This is a genomic window from Burkholderia mayonis (assembly GCF_001523745.2).
Taxonomy (GTDB): Bacteria; Pseudomonadota; Gammaproteobacteria; order Burkholderiales; family Burkholderiaceae; genus Burkholderia; species Burkholderia mayonis.
Window position 1 is genome coordinate 691,243 of record NZ_CP013387.1, and the last position, 21,748, is coordinate 712,990.

Here is a 21,748-nt window from a genome sequence, read left to right on the forward strand (position 1 = left end):
TGCATGAGCGTTCAGGAATTGTCGGCCGGATTTTCACGGCCGGCTGCCTGGCGCGACCGGCGGCGCGGCTTGGGCGGCTGCCCGTCGTCGGCAACGCCGACCATGCGCAGGCAGACCGCGATGACATCGCGGGCGAATTCGGAGCAATCCGTCTCCTGAGCTGCGATCGCGTCGTCCGTGACGCCGTGTACGCCCGTGTAGATCAGGAGGGCGGTGACGCGCGATTGCGCAAGTTGCCATACGCCTGCCCGCGCGCCGCCGTCAAGAATGTCCTGTAACTGGTCGAGGATGGCGTTCTTTTCGCGATTGCTGCGGTTGTGATGATGATGGTCGGTGTACACGATGTCGTGCGTGCGATATGTCTCGACGTAGACCTCGATGCTCGTGCGGATCCAGGTGCAAAGTCGACCTAACCAATCGTCCTCGGCGCACGCGTCGACGGCTTGTTTCAGGCGGTCCAGGAATTGCGCCGTGTAGCGTTGGCCCATGGCAGTCAGCAATTCGTTCTTGGATGCGAAGTAATGATAGAAGGTGCCCTTGGCGACCTGGGCCAGTTCGACGATATCGTTGATCGTGGTGGCCTCGACGCCTTGCTCCAGGAACAACTTTTCCGCAGCGGCCATCAATTCGTCTAAACGTACCTCGGCTGGCTTGGTGCGGGGAGATTTCGGCGTTCCCTGTTCGCGCTGGCTGGTCTTGTATCTCATCATGCAGATTGGAAGCTCGTGTGCAAAAGTCAGAAGTCTAGGCCATGAAACGGTTGTAACCAACCTGTCGTTGATGACCCTTCGCAGGTCGAATTGTGCATGAAAATCAGTTCTGATGAGGTTCCGTGCATCAACGCTGCGTTGCACGCCCAGGTCGGGAGGCGGGGGAACGCTGGCGCTTCAGACGCGCTGTGGCCGTTCCGGCAACGTGCGCAGGAGCAGGCTGGCGATCACGGCGGTCGCGAGGTTGAACAGCATGCTGTAGACGAATGCGCTCTGAAGCGGAGGAAGCGCGTCCAGGTTCGACAGTTTCTTGAGCGTAATCTGCATGATCGTGCTGACGGCGGTCACGCCGAACGCGGCTCCCAGCTGCTGCAAAGTGGAGAGAACCCCCGGCCGCCATTCCCGCGAACTCGCCGTGCGCGGTCGCTATCACGATGCTCAGGAGCGGCGTCATCACCATACCTTGAGTGGGCCCCAGTGCAAACAGCGCGGGCAGTAGGAGCCACGGGAACCGGGGAATCGGGATATGCATCACCACGATCATCAAGAGAACGAAGCTCGCGGCATACAGGATTGCGCCCAGAAAAATGAACCAGGGGCCGTGGCGATTGACCAGTCTCGGCATCAACAGGGGAGAAAGCGAAAATCCGATACTGGTGGAAACATAAATCATGCCGGCCTGAAACGGACTCATTTTCAGGCCGGATTGAAGAAGAATGGAGAAGCTCAGCGTAAATGAGCCTCGTTTAAATAGATGCACATAACCAGCAGCGATTCTTTCGCGAATGGCATGTTACAAAGGAGTTTCATGCCCACGAGTGGGACGTGTCCGTTGTCGCGTACCGGTTTTCGTGGTGTGCAAAAAAATATAGGGTGAAGAGGCCCGTCAATAGCAGGACGTTGCTTCGAAAATTCCAACTCCACACGGAAATCATCAGCAACGGGAGCAATGCGATGGAGATCCCGATGCTCGACAGCGCAATGCCGATCCAGTCCAGGGATTGTTTCCGCATCGGCCGGACGTTTTTCAATTGGCGAGAAAAATACAGCGCTACCATGCCGATGGGGACGTTGATGAAGAAAATGGTGCGCCATTGCAGGTCGAGAAAATTGATCGAGATGAGCAGGCCGCCCAGAATCTGGTCCGTTACCGCCACCACTCCAAGCGTCATGCCCAGATAACCAAAAGCCTTGCGTGCGTCGGTATCGTCGAAATCAGCACGGATGCTTGCGTAGATTTGCGGAAAAAGTACTGCGGCAGACAAGCCTTGCAAAAAACGGTCGACAATCAGAAAACCGGCATTGGCGGAAAGTCCGCAGAATACCGAAGAAACCTTGAAGCACAGCGTGCCGATCCGGTAAGTGCGGCGATGGTCCAACAGGTCGCCGAATCTTCCTCCCGTGATAAGCAAAAGCCCGAACGATAGCTCGTAGGTTACGATGATTGGGGTGAGCTGGATGTAGCTGGCATGCAATGTGTTATCGATATCGACAATGGCGACACTGACCACAACAAAGGTCAAAATCGTCACGAAACCCACCAATAACAGAGCGATCAGGAATGTCGCTGATGATTGATCATGAGATCTTCGACAGGGGCGCATAGTCGAATTTCAGACTTCACTGAGAATTCGAACGGCGTTTGATTTCCGTTATCCGGATGATTGAACACTGTGAAATATCGAACCCGGCCGAATGAGGCGCAGCGTGTCGGTTCATCGAAGTCGGATTCCTTAACTCCTCGCGGAAATCGTTTGACAGTACAAGAATTCTATAATTGACCAACGGTCGGTCAATTCCTAAGATGACACCGACCCAGACTGAAGATGTCACGCGCCCGCTCCAGGGCATGTCGAACACGGCACACGGATCGAGATGTCGTGCGCTTGGTCGCTGTTCAATGCCGGGTCGCGACGTTCGTGAGCGGGCTGACGATGCGACAAGCTGCGACAAGCCGCGCTTCCGCCGTGGGCCCGCCGACCGAGGGCGATGTCAGGGTACGCCTGGCAACGGGGTAGTATGGCGGAAGCGCGGCGGAATGGTTGTCGGATGCCGATGGCGGAGTGCGCGCGGCTTCGACTTGTACTCGACGAGAGGTGCGACGCCCCGTTCGTGCGAAGGCACACGCGCTCGCAAGCGCATCTTGTCGATTGATTTGACCGTGTACCACCCCAGATCGTAGAAGGCTGCCACCGCCTGCACGCTGGCCGCTTGCAGCAGCTTCTCGCATGCCTTGGCGAACCGCTCCGTCACTCGCTGGTAGCGGCCCAGCCACGCCAGCTTCTCCAGTCGCGGGCCGCCGCAGTGTTCGCACCAGACCCGACGGCGAGGGACATGCAGCACGACTCGGTACTCGAACAGCGGCAGATCGCGCACTCGCCGAACCGTCGTCTCGTGGATTTGCTGGCAGCGCGCTCCGCACTGTTCGCAGTGCATGACTTCGCTGACCGGCTTCAGATATAGCGACAGCATACGGCCGTCTCCTTCCGGCCATTCCACCCGCTCCAACCGATAGCCGGTCCAGCAGCCCAGTGTCTGAAGTGCCTTGCGATCGAGCTATTTTCCCTCCTGACATCCATGGAATCAGGCTTCAGGTTACGCAATCGCCCTCAAATCCTCCACGGATTACTGCAATGAACCAAAAAAAGGGCGGCGCATCGAGGATCGAGATGCGTCGCCCAATGCGGATATCGAGGGAATATCCGCAAGCACGCTATGTACGGCGACGGCGCCGCCGGCTGCCGGCGGCGCGCGGTCGCCCGTCCGGTTGGACGGCAGCCGTTATTTCGCGCCGGCGACGCCGAGCGCACTGCTGTAGTTCGGCTGCAGCCAGATCTTGTTCGCGCGCAGGTTCGTCGCGTCGAAGTAGATCGTATTGCCTGAGCGCACGCCGATCCGCGCGACGTTGCCGTAGCGGCCGTTGACCTGATCGGCGATCTGCTTCGCCCACACGCTGCGATCGACGTTGGACGGTGTGATCGGCTGGCGCACGTCGACGACTTCCGCGCCGCGCGTGTCGGTGCCCATCACGCGGAAGCGGACCTGCTGACCGGCTTGCGGCACGACACCCGGCTCGATGAACGCGCGCGTCGCGATCCACGGGAAGCCCGATGCGCTTTCGTTCGCGGCGATCGTCACGTCGCTGCAGTTGAAGAAGCCTTCGTTGCCCGCGTCGATGCGCTGCCAGTAGCTATACAGCACGGCGTCTCCGGTGCGGCCCGCGGGCAGCGTCACGTCGAGCTTGTAGAACGACTGGATCGAGCCGGGCAGATGCCCCGAGCCGTTCGCGGGAACGGGTGCGGGAGCCGGCGCGTCGTAGATCTGCTGCAGATCGTCCCAGCGCAGCGGCCGCGCCGGATCGTACGACGGCTTCGAGATGAACACGCGCATGCGCGCCGGATTATGCGACGTCGTGTTTTCCCACATGAGCTCGACGTGGCCGTCGCGCGGCGTCAGTGGCGTCTTGCGCCAGATCGTCGTCGGCGCTTTGTCGAGGCCCGCCTTCGACGTGTCGCCGCCAGCGCACAGCAGGCCGTCCGGCACGGCCGCCTTCAATTGCGCGAGATCGTTGCCCTGGCCGACCGGATTTGCGGACACCTCGTTCCATTGCGTGAAAGGGTAGGCCGAATTGTTGCCGGTCCGATAGGCCGCGCGGCAATCGTCGTTCGGGATCCCCGAGCCGTCGGCCGGATCCCAGTAGCCGCCTTCGAGGCGGCATTGATATTGACGCGCAATCGGGAAGCCGACTGCACCGTGTGCTGCGGCATCGTCGACGGGCGCGAACATCGCGGCGAGCGAAGTGGCAAGCGTAGCGGCGGCGCCGAGCGTGGCGGCGCGATGCGCCCGGTGGCGAGATGACGGCGCATCGAAGAGCGACTTCATGTAGCGTTCCTCCTGGTGAAAAATGACACGGTTCACGTTCCGTAGCGTGGTGGAGGTGCGTCGATTATTTTGGATATCGAAATATAAGGCGTCGAGCTTTCTTTCGGGGATTTCGTCAGGATGGTAGATGACGTGGCGCGTCGGTAGGCCTACCAAAAATGGCAGGCGCGGTGAATTCGTGCGATGCCGGTGCATCAAGAGATAGGCGCCGTCGAGCCATTCGATCCATGCCGAAGAGAAATTCGCAAGCAGAGAGATTGCAAGCCTATCGTCACAGCGGCGGCGAACGTTACGGCGAAACTTTGGAGGTTGACCGAGGGAGGCGCGTCCGGCATTCGTTCGATGAGCGACGTTCACGGCGCGCGCTTGCATGCGTGTCGGACGATAGACGGCGGGATCGCGGCCGCCGGCGAGCATGCGACGCCGAATTGCGGGTGCGACGCGCGTCGAACGGTGCAATCGATCATCGACGGCGCGCGATCGCTTGATCGTTCGCGCGGCGGCACGTTCGTCGATCGAGTCAGTGCATGTAGGCGGCTGGCTGCGCGGGCGGGTGAATCGCGAGCCCCGCATCGAGCAGCGCAATCGAGAACCAGCGCGCGATCTTCAGCACGCCGCTGTCTGCACAGCGCGGTAGCCAGTCGGCGAGCGCGCGCAGCGCCGCTTCGCTTCGCGTCGATTGCAGATGGGCGAGCGCTTGCAGGAGCCGCGCTTCGTCGCTCGCGAGCTCGCTGGCGCAACTGCAATGCGTGTCGAGCGGATGGCATGCGTCGCACGTCAGGAAGCGCATCAGCATGTCGAAATGCATAAGGCCGTTGGCGTGCAATCCGGCGGAGGTCAGCACGTCGCGCCACGATTGTCGATCGCGTCGTGCGCCGTCGTCATCGGCTGCTGCGGGATGCAGCCATGTGCGAACCGCGGTCAGGACGATCCGCTCCGCGTCGGTGTCGCGCGGTGCGACATCGGCGTCGACGAGCGGCGCGGCGCTCGGATCGGCATGATGGAAATTCATGACGGAACCCCCGGAAATCGAAGCGACGCGCGATGTGCGAGCCGCGCAATGAAGTCGGTCGGCAAGGCCGTTAGCGTGCGGGGCCGAGCCATTCGCGCACGTGCGCGTCGCGATCCGGGCGTCGCGTGCTGCTCGCAGGCCCCGTCGGCGTGCCGACGAACAGAAAGCCGACGAGCCGTTCGTCGAGGCCAAAGCCGAGCGCGTCGTGCATCGCCGGCTCGTACGAATCGACGCCCGTGGCCCAGAAGCCGCCGTAGCCGAGCTGATGGATCGCGTTCAGCATGTTCATCGCGGCTGCGCCGACGGCGAGCAGCTGTTCGATTTCCGGCACCTTCGACGCGCGGTTCAGCGCAGCGCCGAGCGCGACGATGAGCGGCGCGGCGAGCGCCTTGTCCCGGCGGTGCGCGTGCGAACCGGGCGGATCGTCGGGCGCGCGCGCATCGGCGAGCTCGACGAGCAGATCGCCGAACGCATAGCGCGCCGCGCCCTGAACGACGACGAAGCGCCATGGGCGCAGATTGCCGTGATCGGGCGCGCAGAGGGCGGCATCGAAGATTGTGTCGAGCTCGCGCGGGTTCGGCGCGGGCTCGTTCAGCGGCCAGCGGGAGCGGCGCGACAGCAGTCCCGGCAGCAAGTCGTGCGGGTCGTCGGCGTCAGCGATGGCAGCGGTGCGGGCGGGCGTCGCGGTGGCGATGGCATCCATGGTCGAGGCTTCGGTATCGGTCGATGAACGGAACATATCATCGAACAGTTTCGACTCAAATGCAAACGATTCTCATTTGCGAGTGGGGTTAATTTGATGACGGCGCGGCGGACGGGCGGGGCGGCGCCTTGTCGGTCGCAGAAGCGGTCGAGCGGATTACCGGGCAGGGACAGTAAGAACTTGCCGGTTCGGGGGACTCGGAGGCAATCACTGTGCGCGCCCGCCATTCGTGCGTGTCAGGAAATTTTCCCGCCGATCGTCCGAGTCTTCGATTCCTGTTGGTGCTTTATCGGAGCGCCCGGCCATCGCGCATCTGCCAGCGGCTCGGCACCGGCCGATTTGCGGCGTCACGTCTGCGATACATGCGTTTCTTTTCATGGATGTCCTTTGCTCGCCGCGTGGAACGTCGCGCCGGCGCGGGTCGCGCTCACGTTCGTCGATGCATAACTATCCAGTTAACCCATGAAAGCAGCTGAATCGATCGGATGCCGAAGTGATCGCCCGCATAGACAGACGCGCCGGAAATCTGCCACGCTACAGACGCGGGCGACGCCGGCTGCGCCGAGTCGGCGCATGCCGCCGACCGGCCGCTGCACCGTCGTGGTGCGGCGTGCCGCGCAAAAGTGCCAAATCAAACCGGGAATCGGACTCGAACAAGGCACGCTCTTTGCTCGCTACTCTCGTTACGCCGGTTCGGCATAGACAGATGCCGAGTGAATGATGGAGAACTATTCGATGAAGCCGTTCGACGAAATGCTGCAACCCGGCGATACCGTACGAGTGCCATATGAGCGCTTGAAACGTTGGCTCGACACGCAGGATCCCGCGAGCCTGGCCCAGAAGGCGCACGACGCCGAGGGCGTGTTCCGCAAAACCGGCATCACGTTCGCCGTCTATGGCGACGCCGAAGCCGCGGAGCGGCTGATTCCGTTCGACATCGTGCCGCGGATCATTTCCGGACAGGAATGGAATCGGCTGTCGCAGGGAATCGAGCAGCGCGTGATGGCGCTCAATGCATTCCTCGACGACATCTACCATCGCCAGGAGATCGTCCGCGCGGGGATCGTGCCGAAGCATCTGATCGCGCACAACGAAGCGTTCCTGCCCGAGATGATCGATTTCCGGCCGCCCGGAAACGTTTACACGCACATCATCGGCGTCGACATCGTCCGGACTGCGGAAAATCAGTTCTACGTACTCGAAGACAATGCGCGCACGCCGTCCGGCGTGTCGTACATGCTCGAGAACCGCGAAACGATGATGCAGCTCTTCCCCGAGCTGTTCCAGCAGGTGAAGGTGCGGCCGGTCGAAACCTATCCGCAACTGCTGCGCCAGTCGCTCGCGGCCGTTTGCCCGCCGGGCGGCAACGCGGACAATCCGACCGTCGCGGTGCTCACGCCCGGCATCCACAACTCCGCGTATTACGAGCACGCGTTCCTCGCTGACCAGATGGGCGTGCATCTCGTCGAGGGCAGCGATCTGCAGGTGATCGGCGATCGCGTCGCGATGCGCACGACCGAGGGCTTTCGGCCGATCGACGTGCTGTACCGCCGCCTCGACGACGCGTTCCTCGATCCGCTCACGTTCCGGCCGGATTCGGTGCTGGGCGTCGCGGGGATCATGGACGTCTACCGCGCGGGCAACATCACGATCGCGAACGCGCCCGGCACCGGCATCGCCGACGACAAGGCGATCTACTCGTACATGCCGGAGATCGTCGAGTTCTATACCGGTCGCAAGGCGTTGCTCGAGAACGTGCCGACCTGGCGCTGCGCGGAAGCGGACAGTCTCAAGTACGTGCTCGAGCATCTCGACGAGCTCGTCGTGAAGGAGGTGCACGGCTCGGGCGGCTACGGGATGCTCGTCGGCCCCGCGGCGTCGAAGGCCGAGCGCGATGCGTTCGCGGCGAAGCTGCGCGCGAAGCCGTCGAACTACATCGCGCAGCCGACGCTCGCGCTGTCGACGACGCCGATCCTGACCGAGAAGGGGCTCGCGCCGCGCCATGTCGACCTGCGGCCGTTCGTGCTCGTGTCCGACCGGATCCGCATCACGCCGGGCGGTCTCACGCGGGTCGCGTTGAAAGAGGGGTCGCTCGTCGTCAACTCGAGTCAGGGCGGCGGCACCAAGGATACCTGGGTGCTTGCCGACTGACGCATGCGCATGCGGCGCGTCTGCGCGCCGCACCGAACAACGATCGGAGTGGACGGCAAACATGCTTCTCGGACGGACAGCAAGCGGCCTTTACTGGATGTATCGCTATATCGAGCGCGCGGAGAACACCGCGCGGATCGTCGACGCGGGATTGCGGATGGCGCTCACGCGCACGTCGGATGCGCCGGCCGAATGGTCGTCGGTGCTCGTCAGCTCGGGCGCGGACGACGGCTATCGACAGAAGTACGAAACATACGCGGCCGATACCGTTGCCGACTATCTGCTGCGGGATCGCGACAACCCGTCGAGCGTGCTGTCGTGCATCGAATACGCACGCTCGAACGCGCGGATGGTGCGCACGGCGCTCACGCGCGAGGCATGGGAAAGCGTGAACGGCGCGTGGCTCGCGATCAGGCGCGGGCTCGCGCAGCCGATCCACGCGAGCGCGTTGCCCGCGATTCTCGACGAAATCAAGCGCGAGACCGCGCTGATCCTCGGCAGCTTCTACAGCACGATGCTGCGCAACGAGATCTTCGATTTCGCACAGATCGGCGCGTTCGTCGAGCGCGCGGACAACACTGCGCGAATCGTCGACGTCAAATATCACCTGCTGTTGCCGTCGGTGTCGCACGTCGGCACGATCCTCGACAACTACCAGTGGGAGTCGATCCTGCGCTGTGTCGCGGCGCACCGCTCGTACCGCTGGGTCTACGACGTCCAGTACAAGCCGCTCAACATTGCCGACTATCTGATCCTCAACGGACGGATGCCGCGCTCGCTGCGCTACTGCTACGGACGCGTCGTGTCGAGCCTCGATCATCTCGCGAAAGATTACGGCGTCACGCACGGTTGTCACGAAACCGCCGCCAAAATCAAGCGGTCGCTGGAGGGCAACTCGGTCGAACGCATTTTCAAGAGCGGGCTGCACGAGTTCCTGACGGATTTCATCGCCAAGAACAATAGTCTCGGCCTCGAAATCGCCCAAGCCTACAACTTCGATTGAGATCAGCTATGCGCCTCGCCATCCGCCACATCTCGCGCTTCCAATTCGACGAACACGCCGCGTACGTACTGCAGCGACTGCGGCTGCGTCCGCAAAGCGGTCCGTGCCAGACCGTGCGGGCCTGGCAAGTGACGATCGACGGCGTCGAGCCGACGCTCGGTTATGCAGACGGTTTCGGCAATCGCGTCGACCTCGTGCGGCACGAGCGCGACAAGCCGGAGATCACGATCGTCGCGGCGGGCGTCGTCGAGACGCAGGACCGCGCGGGTATCCTCGGCAACGTCGAAGGCTACGCGCCGCCGTGGATATTCGAGCGCGCGACCGACCTGACCCGGGCGGGCGACGCAGTCCGCGCGCTCGCCGACGCGCTGCCGATCGAGAACAAGAGCCTCGACGCGCTGCACTGGCTGATGACCGAGGTGCACAGCCGGATCGCCTACGAGCCGGGCACGCGGCCGGCGCCGCGCGACGCGGAGACCGCGCTGCAAAGCGGCATCGGCACGAGCCGCGACCATGCGCACGTGTTCGTCGCCGCGGCGCGCGCGCTGAAGATTCCGGCGCGCTACGTGTCCGGCTATCTGCTGACGGACAGCTCGATGCAGCGGATCGCGGAAGCGCTGCAGCAGGCGAGCGGCGCCGCACAGCAGGCGATGCAGATGCGGCGCGACTCGGACGGCGCGCACGAAACGCCGGACGATGCGGCGGGGCAGCGGATCGTCGCGATGCAGGAAACGGTGGTCGCGACACAGCCGCAATCGGGCCACGCGTGGGCCGAGGCATACATCGAAGGCCTCGGCTGGGTCGGCTTCGATCCGTTCATGAACCGCTGCCCGGACGAGCGCTATGTGCGCGTCGCGGCGGGCCTCGACTATCGCGACACGATGCCGGTCTACGGTCCAGGGGCGAAGGCGCTCGGCGTCGAGATCAGCGTGATCCAGTCGCCGGAGCTCGTTTGACGCGCGCGAGCGCCGCGCAGTAGCGCAATGGACGGCGGCGCGGTTGCGCCGCGTCGTCGCGCAGCTGCATCGTCGAATTATGATCGCCCCTGCAACCGCACCGAACGGCCACGCCATGTCCATTCACGTCGCGCTTCACCACGTCACCCGCTATCGCTACGACCGGCTCGTCCAGCTCGGCCCGCAGATCGTGCGCCTGCGGCCCGCTCCGCATTGCCGGACGCCGATCCTGTCTTATTCGATGAAGATCGAGCCCGAGCAGCACTTCGTCAACTGGCAGCAGGATCCGTTCGCGAACTACATGGCGCGGCTCGTGTTTCGCGAGCCGACGCGCACGTTCGAGATCGCAATCGATCTCGTCGCGGAGATGTCGGTCTACAACCCGTTCGACTTCTTCCTCGAAGAGCACGCGGAGATCTTTCCGTTCGATTACAACGACGCGCTGCGCCGCGAGCTCGCGCCGTATCTCGTGTGCGATCCCGATGCGAGCGCGTCCGACACATTTCGTTCGTATGTCGAATCAATCGACCGAACGCCGACGCGCACGATGAACTTCCTCGTTGCGCTGAACCAGCAGTTGCAGCGCGACATTCGCTATGTCGTGCGGCTCGAGCCGGGCGTGCAGACGCCTGCGCAGACGCTCTCGCTCGCGTCGGGCTCGTGCCGCGACAGCGGCTGGCTGCTCGTGCAGCTGTGCCGTCATCTTGGTCTCGCCGCGCGCTTCGTGTCCGGTTATCTGATTCAGCTGACGCCCGACGTGGAAGCGCTCGACGGCCCGAGCGGCGCCGAAGTCGATTTCACCGATCTGCACGCATGGTGCGAGGTTTATCTGCCGGGCGCGGGCTGGATCGGCTTCGATCCGACGTCGGGGCTGCTCGCAGGCGAAGGGCACATTCCGCTCGCCGCGACGCCGCAGCCGACGAGCGCCGCGCCTGTCGAAGGGCTCGTCGACGAATGCGAGGTCGAGTTCGAGCACGAAATGCGCGTGACGCGGATCTACGAATCGCCGCGCGTGACGAAACCTTACAGCGACGAGCAGTGGCATCACGTGTTGCAGCTCGGCGCGCAGGTCGATGCCGAGTTGAATGCGGGCGACGTGCGTCTGACGCAGGGCGGCGAGCCGACATTCGTGTCGATCGACGATCGCGAAGCTGCTGAATGGAACACCGATGCGTTGGGGCCGATGAAGCGAGGCTATGCGACGTCGCTCGTGCAGAAGCTGCGCGCCGAGTACGGCGACGGCGGCTTTCTCCACTTCGGGCAGGGCAAGTGGTATCCGGGCGAGCAACTGCCGCGCTGGGCGCTGTCCGTGTTCTGGCGTGCGGACGGCGAGCCGGTCTGGCGCGATCCCGCACGCTTTGCCGACGAGCGCGAGGCGTCGACTTGCGCGACCGCTGACGCCGAGCGGTTCATCCGCGCGCTCGCGGCGCGCCTCGGCATCACGAGCGAATACGTGACGCCCGGCTACGAAGACGTTTGGTACTACTTGTGGCGTGAGCGGAAACTGCCAGTGAACGTCGATCCGTTCGACGCGAGGCTCGGCGACGAACTCGAGCGCGCGCGGCTGCGCAAGGTTTTCTCGCAGCAGCTCGACAGCGTGATCGGCTACGTGCTGCCGCTCAAGCCGCTCGCGCCGAACCCGGCGCTGGCGGGGCCGAGATGGGAGACGGGGCCATGGTTCTTTCGTGACGAGCGGATGTATCTCGTGCCCGGCGATTCGGCGATGGGCTATCGTCTGCCGCTCGATTCGTTGCCGTGGGTGAGCCGCGGTGATTTTCCGTATCTCGTCGAGTGCGATCCGTTTGCACCGCAGGACGCGCTGCCCGATGCGAAGACGCTGCGCGCGCGCTATGCGGGCGGCGGGTACGACGTGCCGCGGCATCCGGCCGCCGCCGCGCGCGACGTCGCGGCGTCCGCGCGGACCGTGATGCAGGCGCGCGACGGCGAAGGGGGAAGCGCGGCATCGGCGAGCGTCGGCGACGATCCCGCGCGCTACCCGCGGCGCTTCGAATCCGCCGCTTGGATCACGCGCACCGCACTGTGCGTCGAGGTGCGCAATGGCGTGCTCTATGTGTTCATGCCGCCGCTCGCCGCGCTCGACGACTATCTCGATTTGCTGACCGCGGTCGAGCTGACCGCCGAGTCGCTCGACGTGAAGCTCGTGCTCGAAGGCTATCCGCCGCCGCGCGACGCGCGCCTGAAGATGCTGCAGGTGACGCCCGATCCCGGCGTGATCGAAGTGAACATCCATCCGGCGCACGACTTCGACGCGCTCGTTCAGCACACCGAATTCCTGTACGACGCGGCCTATCGATCACGGCTGTCGAGCGAGAAGTTCATGGTCGACGGCCGGCACGTCGGTACGGGCGGCGGCAATCACTTCGTGCTCGGCGGCGCGACGCCCGCGGACAGCCCGTTCCTGCGCCGTCCAGATCTGCTCGCGAGCCTGATCGCGTACTGGCATAACCATCCGTCGCTGTCCTATCTGTTCTCGGGACTCTTCATTGGGCCGACGAGCCAGGCGCCGCGCGTCGACGAGGCGCGCAACGATCAGGTGTACGAACTCGATATCGCATTCGCCGAGATCCGCCGCAACAAGCTGCGCTACGGCGAAGACATGCCGCCGTGGCTCGTCGATCGCGTGCTGCGCAACTTGCTGATCGATGTGTCGGGCAACACGCATCGCAGCGAATTCTGCATCGACAAGCTCTATTCGCCGGATTCTGCGACGGGCCGCCTGGGTCTTCTCGAATTGCGCGCGTTCGAGATGCCGCCGCACGCACGGATGAGCGTCGTCCAGCAGTTGCTGCTGCGCGCGCTGATCGCGCGCTTCTGGCGCGCGCCGTACACGACGCCGCTTGCACGCTGGGGCACCGCGCTGCACGATCGCTTCCTGCTGCCGATGTTCGTGAAGATGGACTTCGACGACGTGCTGACCGAGATGCGCGAAGCGGGCTTCGCGTTCGATCCGGCATGGTTCGCGCCGCACTTCGAGTTCCGCTTTCCGCTGTTCGGCCAGGTCGCGGTGCGCGGCGTCGCGCTTGCGCTGCGCGGCGCGCTCGAGCCGTGGCACGTGATGGGCGAGGAGGGGGCGATCGGCGGCACCGTGCGTTACGTCGATTCGTCGCTCGAGCGGCTCGAAATCCACGTGAGCGGGCTGAACGACAGCCGCTATGTCGTGACCGTCAACGGCCGCGCGCTGCCGCTGCAGCCGACCGGCACCGCCGGCGAGTACGTGGCGGGCGTGCGCTACAAGGCGTGGGCGCCGCCGTCGGCGCTGCATCCGACGATCGGTATTCACGCGCCGCTCACGTTCGACATCGTCGATACATGGATGCAGCGCTCGCTCGGCGGCTGCCGATATCACGTCGCGCATCCGGGCGGCCGCAACTACGACACGTTCCCGGTGAACGCGTACGAAGCCGAGAGCCGGCGGCTCGCGCGCTTCGTGTCGATGGGGCATACGCCGGGTACGATGACGGTCGAGCCGGCCGCGCCGAGCCGCGAGTTTCCGTTCACGCTGGACTTGCGGCGTGACTGAAGAATGCGGACGGAGGAGCGGATGCGCACCGCGACAGCGGCGGGAATGAAACGCGCGGTGTGCAGGCGCCGCGCGACAGGCGCGCCGCGTCGGGCAGGAATGTTAGGATTCGACATCGATGAGCGGCGCGCGCCGCACGCGGGCGGCATTCGCTTCGCGACCGCGGCGCGGGCCGCTCGCCATTGAAGAATCGAATCGTGCTTTCACTTTTTTCCGACGACGATCTGGCCGCCGACGCGATGCAGACACTATTCGACACGGGGTCGCAGCAGGCCGCGGCCGAGTTCGGCGCGGCGCTCGCCGCGCCCGCGGTCACGGGCCGCTACGACGAGCTGCGCGGCGGCGCGGCCGCATTTTCCACCGCGTCGCTCGCGCCCGCGTGGCGCGCGTTCTTCACGCAGCTCGGCAGTGTCGGCATCGCAGATCTCGACCGCCGCGCCGACGCGCTGCGGCGCCGCATGCGCGAGAACGGGCTCGCCTATCACCCGCACGAGCGCGCCGCGGGCGGCGGCGCGGTGCGTCCGTGGTCGCTCGACCTGCTGCCGCTGATCGTCGCCCCCGGCGACTGGGCGACGATCGAGCGCGGCGTGCTGCAGCGCGTGCGCCTCCTCAACGCGATCCTCGCCGATCTCTACGGAGAACAGACGATCCTGCGCCGTGGGCTCTTGCCGCCCGCGCTCGTGACCGGGCATCCCGGCTATCTGCGGCCGATGTGCGGCGCGCGCGCGCCGGGCGGCACGTGGCTGCACGTCGTCGCGTTCGATCTCGCGCGCGGACCGGACGGCGCGTGGCGGATGATGGCGCAGCATACGCAGGGCCCGTCCGGGCTCGGCTATCTTCTGGAGAATCGGCTGATCGTGTCGCGGCTCTTTCCGCGCGCGTTCCGCGGTTTGCACGTGCAGCGGCTCGCCGCGAGCTATCGCGCGTTGTTGCAGAGCATGCAGGCGCTGAGTCCCGCGCGCAAGAACTCGAGAATCGTGCTGCTGACGCCCGGCCCGCACGCGGCGACCTATTTCGAGCATGCGTATCTCGCGCGCTATCTGGGCCTCACGCTCGTCGAGGGCGGAGATCTGACGGCGCGCGATCAACACGTCTATCTGAAGACGCTGCGCGGGCTCGAGCCCGTGCACGGTATCCTGCGGCGCGTCGACGACGAATGGCTCGATCCGCTCGAGCTGCGCCCGGATTCGCTGCTCGGCGTGCCGGGGCTGATGCAGGCGGTGCGCGCGGGCAACGTGCTGCTTGCGAACCTGCCGGGCTCCGGTTTTCTCGAATCGCCCGGCATTCTCGGTTTCCTGCCGCGCCTGGCGGAGGGCCTGCTCGGCGAGACCCTGTCGCTTCCCGCGGTGCCGTCGTGGTGGTGCGGCGAGCAAGCGGCGTACGACGAAGCGCTGCCGCTCCTCGCGCGCGGCATCGTGAAGCCGACGTTCCCGGCGAGCGTGCAGGCGGGTGGCGCGTTCGAGCCGGTGATCGGCGCGCGGCTCTCGCCGCAGCAACTCGCCGAATGGCGCGCGCGGATCGCCGCGCAGCCCGCGCACTACACGATTCAGGCGGATTTGCCGTTGTCGCAGGCGCCGACGTGGGCGGGCGGCGCCTGCGCCGGAGACGGCGGCGCACGGATCGTGCCGCGGCCGCTGCTGCTGCGCGTGTTCGCGCTCGCGGACGGCGCGGGCTCGTGGCGCGTATTGCCCGGCGGGCTCGCGCGCGTCGGCACGCGCGACGAGCTGTTCAACGCACCGATGCCGCGCGGCGGCAGCAGCGTCGACACGTGGGTGATGACGGAAGGCGCGGTCGATCCGACGACGCTGCTGCAAACGCACCTCGGCCCGGACGATCTGCAGGAGCGGACGCGGGCGATCGCGAGCCGCGCGGCCGAGAATCTGTTCTGGCTCGGCCGCTACACCGAGCGCGCGACGAACCTGACGCGGCTCGCGCGCAGCGCGCTCGAACGGCTGCGCGGCGAGGAGGACGTCGAGACGCCTGTGCATCTGCATTTGCTCGATGCATTGTGTCGCGACAACGGCTTGCTGCCGGCCGACGCGCCGTCGGTCATCGAGACGCCGCACGCGTTCCAGCAAGCGTTGACGCTCGCGCTCACGCATCGCGCGGATCGCTCGACGGGGATCGCGTCGTGCCTGTTCGGCATGCGCGGCGCGGCGGCGGCGATTCGTGAGCGGCTGTCGCGCGAGCAATGGCGGCTGATCGACGACGCCACGCAACTGTTCGACGAAGACGGCGACGATGCGGAGCCGGAGGAGCAGCTCGGCAACGATGCGCTGCAGCGGCTCGAGCGCGTGAATCTGCTGCTGTCGGCGATCACGGGCGCGCAGACCGACAACATGACGCGCGACGACGGCTGGCGTCTGCTGTCGATCGGCCGCCAGATCGACCGCCTCGAATTTCTGTGCGGCGTGCTGAGCCGAGCGTTCGAGGGCGGCGCGATTCACAAGCAGGAAGGCTTCGAGCTCGTGCTCGAACTGTTCGACAGCGCCATCACGTTTCGCTCGCGCTTCCAGCGCTGCTTCGACGTGGCGCCGCTGCTGTCGCTCGTCGTGCTCGACACCGACAATCCGCGCTCGCTTGCCTGGGTCGCGCAGGCGCTGCGCGGTCGATTGTCGAAGGTCGAGCGCAGCGAAGGCTACGCATTGTCGGAACTCGCCGACGGGATGCAGGATATCGCAGGCTGGTCGCTGCATGTGCTCTGCGAGACGGATGGCGACGGTCGCCACGCGGCGCTGCTCGCGCGCCTGCAGGCATGCGGCAAGGCGACGTGGGACTTGTCGAACCGGATCGGCGAGCGTTACTTCAGCCACGTGCGCGAGGCGGGCAGGTCGCTATGGGGATGACGACGCAATCGCCGGCGAACGCGAAGACGCGCGCTCGCACGCGCAAGGCGGCCGCACGCACGGAGGCGGTGGGCGGCGGGCTGCTGCGCGTCACGCACGACACGCGCTATTGCTACGCGGCGCGCGTCGAGTCCGCGCAGCATCAGGCACGCTTGCGGCCGCTCGAGACGCCGCGGCAGCGCGTGCTCGAGTTCTCGCTCGAGATCGATCCGCGCGCCGAAGGGCTCGTCGTCGATACCGATTCGTTCGGCAACCAGCGCACGTCGTTCGCGATCAACCAGCCGCACGAGGCGCTCTTCGTGCGCAGCCGCAGCGTCGTGCGGATCACACCCCCCGCGTTGTCGGCCGGCAAGCGAGGCGAGCCGCCGCCCGCGATCGCCGCGCCGCGCGACGGCTGCGCGAGCACGTGGGAAGCGGTGCGCGAGCGTCTGACGTTTCGCGCGGGGCGGCCGTTCGATCCGGCGAGCGAATTCGTGTTCGCGTCGCCGCACGTCGCGTGCCATCCGGATCTCGCCGCATATGCGTCGGCGAGCTTCGCGCCGGGCCGCCCGCTCGTGCAGGCGGCATGGGAGCTGATGCGTCGCATCCACGCGGATTTCGCGTATACGCCGAACAGCACCGATGTCGGCACGACCGCGCTCGACGCGCTCGCGCTGCGCAGCGGCGTGTGCCAGGACTTCGCGCACGTGATGATCGGCGCGCTGCGCTCGCTCGGGCTCGCCGCGCGCTACGTGAGCGGCTACCTGCTGACGCAGCCGCCGCCCGGGCAGCCGCGACTGATTGGTGCGGACGCGTCGCATGCGTGGGTCGAGGTCTACGATCCGGCCTGGCCCGAGGACGGCGGCTGGTTGCAGCTCGATCCGACCAACGATCGCGCGCCCGGCGACGATTACGTGATGCTGTCGATCGGCCGCGATTACGCGGACGTGACGCCGCTGCGCGGGGTCATCCGAGGCGGCGGCGCGGATCAGGTGCTGACGGTCGGGGTGACGGTCGAGCCGCTTGGCCCGGCGTCTTGACGCCGAACGCGGACATCATCGCCGTCTATGCGCGGCGCCGTTAGACGCCCACGCGGATTCGCGCATTCGTCGATTTTCCGGCGGGCGAACTCGGTAAGTGGCATAACGGATAGGCGCTTCACCCGGCGCGTGTGAGGGGAGACGGGGCGTTTCGTTCGGATTCCTTGTCGCTGGCGGGCGGCCGGATCGGTTGGGATATCACGCGTCGAGCGGCTGCCGACACCGATCGCCGTTCGATACTCGCCATAGAACGATCGTCGAGAATCGAGCATCGTCGGATCGATCGGATCAGGCCGCATCCTTGCGTCACATGCTTGCGAGCAGCTTCCCGAGTTTCTTGCCCGCGTAGCGCGCCTGCGCGACGCTCAGCGCCGAATAGCCGACGACCACGCCGGCGGGCAGCGCCGCGCGCTTGCAGAACGCCCGCAACGGCTGGAGCGCCAGGCCGGCCTTCGTGGCATGCGCGACGAAGGCGCCTTCGTCGATGCCCTGCCCGAGCCATAGCACGAAATGAAATCCGGCGTGCTCGCCGGAAATCGCGTAGCGGCCGTCGGCGTGCTGACGGAGCTGCTCGAGCACGGCATCGCGGCGCTGCAGGTAGGCGTGACGGCTCGTCCGCAGATGCTTCGCGAAATCGCCGCTGCCCACGAAGCTCGCCAGCGCGAGTTGCTCGGTCGTGCCGACCGAGCGTCCGATGATGCGCCAGAGCGCCGACATCGACGATTGCAACGACGCCGGCACGACCATGAACCCGACGCGGATGCCCGAAAAAAGCGTCTTGTTGAACGAGCCGCAGTAGATGACCCGGTCGTGCACGTCGAGCGATTTCAGCGCGGGCAGCGGCGCCGACTGATAGCTGAATTCCCCGTCGTAGTCGTCTTCGATCACCCAGGCTTGGCGGGTATGCGCCCAATCGAGGAGATCGAGGCGGCGCGAGACCGACATCGTCACGCCGAGCGGAGACTGATGTGCGGGGGTCACGTAGGCGGCGACGGCATTGCGATGATCGGTCAACGCGCGCGTGTCGATGCCTTCCCGATCGACCGGAATGCAGACCGAATGGGCGCCCGCCAGCTCGAAGATTCTCTGCGCCGTTTGATAGCCCGGATCTTCCATCAGGACTTGGCTGTTCTTGCCGAGGATCGTCCGGGCAAGCAGATCGATCGAATGCCTGATGCCGGTCGTGATGAAGATGTCGGCCGCGCCGCACGGGATGCCGCGATATTTGCCCAGATACTCGGCGATCTGCTCGCAAAGCGACTCGGCGCCTTGCGGCGACATCGCGCACAGCTCGGCCGGCGTCGCTTCGGACAGGCCTTTGCCGACGTGCTTCTTCCAGTTCCGCACCGGCAGCAGAGCCGGGTCGGCCAAGCGCGCGACGAACGGGACGCCTGCCCGGACCGAACCATCCGGTTCGGCCACGCGCTTTCGCGGGGCTTTCTCGGCCGGCGCTTTGCGTGGAGGGGATGCAAGCTTTTGCGGGCGTCCCGTCCACGACAGGTAGTTGTCGGGGACGACCGCGCTCACTCGCGTGCCCGAGCCGTGCGAGCGGGCGATGTAGCCTTCGGAGCACAGGCGGTCGAACGCCGCCTCGACCGTGCCGCGTGCGACGCCCCACCGCGCGGCGAGCGTGCGCGAGGACGGCAGGACGCTGTCGCCGGGCAGCAGCTTGCCCAAGATGGCGTCGCGGAGCGCATCGCTGATGCAGTCCTGCTTCGACTGCGCGGAGCGCTCGGACAGGCCGGGAGGGCGCGGCAAGTCGAGCGGGATCGCGGTTTTTCCTCGCGACATAGTGGTCTAATTCGCGTTTTATTATGTGGCTCTTCAGCTTATACCACATCGTATTTAAATTTCGGCCAGCAGCCATGCCAAACATTCCGAGGGCCAATTGGATACAGCGGATATCAGCGAGGAATTCACGATCGCCGTCATCGGGAGCGGCGCGCTCAGCGTCGCCTTTCTTCGACAGTTCACTCGGCTCGTGACGCGGGGCGTCGCGGCGCGCAATCGAAACAAGATGGCGGCATAGGCCGGACCCAGATGAAAACCACCGACAAGAGGACATTGCCCGACTGGGGCTGGCTACTGCTGTTGATGCTCGTCGTGTGTCTGCCGCGCGTGACGATCGACGCATATCTTCCGTCGCTGCCCGCGATGGCGGACGCGCTTCACGGCACCGATGCGCAAATTCAATTGACGCTCACGATGTACATGGTCGGCTATGCGCTGTCGATGCTGATAGCCGGTCCGCTTTCCGATCGGTACGGGCGCAGGCCGGTGCTGCTGGGCGGCATGCTCGTGTATCTTTGCGCGACCGTCGCATGCGCGCTGGCGACGAGCATTCCGGCCATCGTCGTTGCGCGGATCTTTCAGGCGCTCGGCGGCTGCAGCGGCACCGTGATCGGTCGCGTCATCGTGCGCGAGCGTTTCGATACGACGATGCAGGCGACGATGCTCAGCCGGATTTCGGCCGGCATGGCGTTGTCGCCCGTCGTCGCGCCGCTCGCCGGCAGCGTCGTCGCGCAATGGTTCGGCTGGCGCGGCGTCTTTGCGTTACTGGGGCTGGCCGGAACGGCGGCTGCGCTGACGGTGCATCGCTACTTGCCCGAGACGCGCGTGCGCGATGCAGCGAACGAGCGCCACGCGGGCCTGCTGAAAACCTACTTGTTGCTGCTCGGCGACCGCCGGTTCGTTCGCTATTCGCTTGCAATCAGCTTCGTGTATTGCACGTACTTTCCATTCATCGCCGAATCGTCGACGCTGTTCCAGCGGACGCTTCATGTGTCCGGCACGGTCTATGCGGCGATATTCGGCGTCACGGTGCTCGGCTATCTGATCGGATCGAGCATCTTTCGCCGAACCAGCCGCCGATGCGGGGTCGACGCGATCATTTCGGCGGCGGCGCTCGTCAATCTGTTCGGCGCGGCTGCACTGTGGATCTGGACGTCCGCCGCGTCGTCATCCGTCTGGTCGATCGTCGTCCCGATGTTCGTCGTCATGGTTTCCGTCGGCGTCGCGATCCCGGCCTGCCAGTTTGCCGTGCTGCAGCCGTTCGCGAAGATCGCCGGCACAGCTTCCGGGCTCTTCTTCTTTATTCAGATGGCGATCACCGCGGGCTGCGGCGGGATATTGAGCGCGCTGTCGGACGGCTCCGCGCGACCCATGGCCGTGATGACCGCCGCTTCGAGCGCGGCGCTCCTGGTCGTCGCGCTCTTTCGGCAGTGGGAAGTCCGTTGGCCGCTGAAAGGCTTGCTGTCGCGAGGCTGACGGGGCAGACGTTCGATCGCATCGCGGGTTCGAAGCCGGCGGTGTGCTTCGAACTCGACGTGCCGGACTTGTTCTCGGCGCTGGTTCATCCGTCGAGCGATCGGGCGGAGACGGTTCGCTGCCGCACGTGAGTCTCCCACGTGCTTACTTCGCGTTGTTCTCCAGCTTGGCCTCCGCGCCGGCGATGAAAATTCGCAGGCCGCGCTCGAACAGCGCGTCGGCGCTCGCGGATCGCAGCGACGCCCAGCTGCGTGCGACGAGGATGCGTAGCGGCGTCCGGACCGGTGTCGTCATTCGACGAAGGCGCGTCCATCCTCTCGTCGGCTTGCTCCTCCAGCACCCAGCCGACGACGAAGCGGCCGAGCGCGATCATCAGGCCGAACGCCGCATCCGGCGAGAAACCCGTGTTGCACCGGAAGCGCATCGTCGCTTCGAATCGGCAAGGCCGGGCGCTCGGTGTCGCGCGCCCGGTGATGGCGATCGCGTGGAGCGTCACCGGCTTGCTGATCAACCCGCTGCCATGGCTCGGCGAAACGGGGCCATTGTTTGTCGGCGGGATCGGTTTTCTGTTCAGCTTCGCGATGCTGCTCGCCTATCGGCAACGGCGTGCGCCGGCCGGCGAGGCGCTGTAGCCGAAGCCGAAGCCGAAGCCGAAGCC

Annotated in this window: 17 protein-coding genes and 2 pseudogenes; 9 read left to right on the forward strand and 10 right to left on the reverse strand. The window is 65.4% G+C overall.

Annotated features, from left to right (window positions below; all coding sequences use genetic code 11):
- Positions 1 to 11: 11 nt before the first annotated feature.
- Both WS70_RS21640 and WS70_RS33110 read right to left on the reverse strand, forming a co-directional pair.
- Entirely contained in the window at positions 12 to 707 is a 696-nt protein-coding gene (locus WS70_RS21640; RefSeq protein ID WP_059471380.1) for a TetR/AcrR family transcriptional regulator, read from the reverse strand.
- Between the two features lie 180 nt (positions 708 to 887).
- Positions 888 to 1,058 carry a hypothetical protein gene (locus WS70_RS33110; protein WP_226382937.1) on the reverse strand — a complete coding sequence of 57 codons (171 nt, stop codon included), beginning with the start codon at positions 1,056 to 1,058 and terminating at the stop codon, positions 888 to 890.
- A 178-nt stretch (positions 1,059 to 1,236) separates the two neighbouring features.
- Between WS70_RS33110 and WS70_RS33115 the strand changes: the two genes are divergently transcribed.
- Positions 1,237 to 1,449 carry a hypothetical protein gene (locus tag WS70_RS33115; RefSeq protein ID WP_226382938.1) on the forward strand — a complete coding sequence of 71 codons (213 nt, stop codon included), beginning with the start codon at positions 1,237 to 1,239 and terminating at the stop codon, positions 1,447 to 1,449.
- A 67-nt stretch (positions 1,450 to 1,516) separates the two neighbouring features.
- Here WS70_RS33115 and WS70_RS33120 read toward each other — a convergent pair whose 3' ends face one another.
- The 5 genes and pseudogenes from WS70_RS33120 to WS70_RS21665 form a co-directional block, all read right to left on the reverse strand.
- A complete protein-coding gene (locus tag WS70_RS33120; RefSeq protein ID WP_236861878.1) occupies positions 1,517 to 2,242 on the reverse strand; it encodes an MFS transporter in 726 nt (241 codons plus the stop codon).
- A gap of 589 nt (positions 2,243 to 2,831) precedes the next feature.
- Positions 2,832 to 3,242: pseudogene (locus WS70_RS21650) on the reverse strand (helix-turn-helix domain-containing protein); the annotation flags it as partial.
- A 249-nt stretch (positions 3,243 to 3,491) separates the two neighbouring features.
- Positions 3,492 to 4,592 carry a lytic polysaccharide monooxygenase gene (locus WS70_RS21655; RefSeq protein ID WP_059473160.1) on the reverse strand — a complete coding sequence of 367 codons (1,101 nt, stop codon included), beginning with the start codon at positions 4,590 to 4,592 and terminating at the stop codon, positions 3,492 to 3,494.
- 520 nt (positions 4,593 to 5,112) lie between these two features.
- Entirely contained in the window at positions 5,113 to 5,604 is a 492-nt protein-coding gene (locus tag WS70_RS21660) for a hypothetical protein (RefSeq protein ID WP_059473138.1), read from the reverse strand.
- Between the two features lie 70 nt (positions 5,605 to 5,674).
- Positions 5,675 to 6,307 (reverse strand): nitroreductase family protein, encoded by a 633-nt coding sequence (locus WS70_RS21665; RefSeq protein ID WP_059473139.1) that lies wholly within the window; start codon positions 6,305 to 6,307, stop codon positions 5,675 to 5,677.
- Between the two features lie 735 nt (positions 6,308 to 7,042).
- Between WS70_RS21665 and WS70_RS21670 the strand changes: the two genes are divergently transcribed.
- The 6 genes from WS70_RS21670 to WS70_RS21695 all read left to right on the forward strand — a co-directional run bounded on the left by WS70_RS21670 (position 7,043) and on the right by WS70_RS21695 (position 17,823).
- Entirely contained in the window at positions 7,043 to 8,458 is a 1,416-nt protein-coding gene (locus tag WS70_RS21670; protein WP_059473161.1) for a circularly permuted type 2 ATP-grasp protein, read from the forward strand.
- Positions 8,459 to 8,519: 61 nt separating this feature from the next.
- The gene (locus tag WS70_RS21675; RefSeq protein WP_059473140.1) at positions 8,520 to 9,461 is read left to right on the forward strand and encodes an alpha-E domain-containing protein; all 942 of its coding nucleotides are present in this window, start codon (positions 8,520 to 8,522) and stop codon (positions 9,459 to 9,461) included.
- A gap of 8 nt (positions 9,462 to 9,469) precedes the next feature.
- Positions 9,470 to 10,417, forward strand: coding sequence for a transglutaminase family protein (locus WS70_RS21680; protein ID WP_059473141.1), 948 nt, complete (start codon positions 9,470 to 9,472; stop codon positions 10,415 to 10,417).
- A gap of 115 nt (positions 10,418 to 10,532) precedes the next feature.
- Positions 10,533 to 13,958, forward strand: a complete 3,426-nt coding sequence (locus tag WS70_RS21685; protein ID WP_059598063.1) for a transglutaminase family protein — start codon at positions 10,533 to 10,535, stop codon at positions 13,956 to 13,958.
- Positions 13,959 to 14,197: 239 nt separating this feature from the next.
- Positions 14,198 to 16,804, forward strand: coding sequence for a circularly permuted type 2 ATP-grasp protein (locus WS70_RS21690; protein ID WP_226382969.1), 2,607 nt, complete (start codon positions 14,198 to 14,200; stop codon positions 16,802 to 16,804).
- Positions 16,795 to 17,823, forward strand: coding sequence for a transglutaminase family protein (locus WS70_RS21695; RefSeq protein ID WP_059598062.1), 1,029 nt, complete (start codon positions 16,795 to 16,797; stop codon positions 17,821 to 17,823). Before WS70_RS21690 ends, WS70_RS21695 begins: the two co-directional genes overlap by 10 nt.
- A gap of 306 nt (positions 17,824 to 18,129) precedes the next feature.
- Here WS70_RS21695 and pdxR read toward each other — a convergent pair whose 3' ends face one another.
- Positions 18,130 to 19,614, reverse strand: a complete 1,485-nt coding sequence (pdxR, locus tag WS70_RS21700; protein ID WP_059473144.1) for a MocR-like pyridoxine biosynthesis transcription factor PdxR — start codon at positions 19,612 to 19,614, stop codon at positions 18,130 to 18,132.
- A gap of 249 nt (positions 19,615 to 19,863) precedes the next feature.
- Between pdxR and WS70_RS21705 the strand changes: the two genes are divergently transcribed.
- Positions 19,864 to 21,090: a multidrug effflux MFS transporter gene (locus WS70_RS21705; protein WP_059598061.1), complete on the forward strand. Its 1,227-nt coding sequence runs from the start codon at positions 19,864 to 19,866 to the stop codon at positions 21,088 to 21,090.
- A 144-nt stretch (positions 21,091 to 21,234) separates the two neighbouring features.
- Here the strand turns inward: WS70_RS21705 and WS70_RS33125 are convergent, their stop codons facing one another.
- Both WS70_RS33125 and WS70_RS33910 read right to left on the reverse strand, forming a co-directional pair.
- Complete coding sequence (locus WS70_RS33125; RefSeq protein WP_226382992.1) at positions 21,235 to 21,384, reverse strand: hypothetical protein; 150 nt, start codon at positions 21,382 to 21,384, stop codon at positions 21,235 to 21,237.
- 73 nt (positions 21,385 to 21,457) lie between these two features.
- Positions 21,458 to 21,514 (reverse strand): annotated as a pseudogene (locus tag WS70_RS33910) (hypothetical protein); the annotation flags it as partial.
- A gap of 49 nt (positions 21,515 to 21,563) precedes the next feature.
- Between WS70_RS33910 and WS70_RS32185 the strand changes: the two are divergent.
- The gene (locus WS70_RS32185) at positions 21,564 to 21,722 is read left to right on the forward strand and encodes a hypothetical protein (RefSeq protein ID WP_162498983.1); all 159 of its coding nucleotides are present in this window, start codon (positions 21,564 to 21,566) and stop codon (positions 21,720 to 21,722) included.
- The last annotated feature ends 26 nt before the right edge of the window (positions 21,723 to 21,748 follow it).

Bases quoted from the DNA above. Each gene is read 5' to 3' on its own strand.
- WS70_RS33115 (WP_226382938.1), top strand. From the start codon at position 1,237: ATGCATCACCACGATCATCAAGAGAACGAAGCTCGCGGCATACAGGAT.
- WS70_RS21640 (WP_059471380.1), bottom strand. From the start codon at position 707: ATGAGATACAAGACCAGCCAGCGCGAACAGGGAACGCCGAAATCTCCC.
- pdxR (WP_059473144.1), bottom strand. From the start codon at position 19,614: ATGTCGCGAGGAAAAACCGCGATCCCGCTCGACTTGCCGCGCCCTCCC.
- WS70_RS21690 (WP_226382969.1), top strand. From the start codon at position 14,198: ATGCAGACACTATTCGACACGGGGTCGCAGCAGGCCGCGGCCGAGTTC.
- WS70_RS21675 (WP_059473140.1), top strand. From the start codon at position 8,520: ATGCTTCTCGGACGGACAGCAAGCGGCCTTTACTGGATGTATCGCTAT.
- WS70_RS21655 (WP_059473160.1), bottom strand. From the start codon at position 4,592: ATGAAGTCGCTCTTCGATGCGCCGTCATCTCGCCACCGGGCGCATCGC.
- WS70_RS21695 (WP_059598062.1), top strand. From the start codon at position 16,795: ATGGGGATGACGACGCAATCGCCGGCGAACGCGAAGACGCGCGCTCGC.
- WS70_RS21685 (WP_059598063.1), top strand. From the start codon at position 10,533: ATGTCCATTCACGTCGCGCTTCACCACGTCACCCGCTATCGCTACGAC.
- WS70_RS21705 (WP_059598061.1), top strand. From the start codon at position 19,864: ATGAAAACCACCGACAAGAGGACATTGCCCGACTGGGGCTGGCTACTG.
- WS70_RS21680 (WP_059473141.1), top strand. From the start codon at position 9,470: ATGCGCCTCGCCATCCGCCACATCTCGCGCTTCCAATTCGACGAACAC.
- WS70_RS21660 (WP_059473138.1), bottom strand. From the start codon at position 5,604: ATGAATTTCCATCATGCCGATCCGAGCGCCGCGCCGCTCGTCGACGCC.
- WS70_RS33125 (WP_226382992.1), bottom strand. From the start codon at position 21,384: ATGACGACACCGGTCCGGACGCCGCTACGCATCCTCGTCGCACGCAGC.
- WS70_RS21665 (WP_059473139.1), bottom strand. From the start codon at position 6,307: ATGGATGCCATCGCCACCGCGACGCCCGCCCGCACCGCTGCCATCGCT.
- WS70_RS32185 (WP_162498983.1), top strand. From the start codon at position 21,564: ATGGCGATCGCGTGGAGCGTCACCGGCTTGCTGATCAACCCGCTGCCA.
- WS70_RS21670 (WP_059473161.1), top strand. From the start codon at position 7,043: ATGAAGCCGTTCGACGAAATGCTGCAACCCGGCGATACCGTACGAGTG.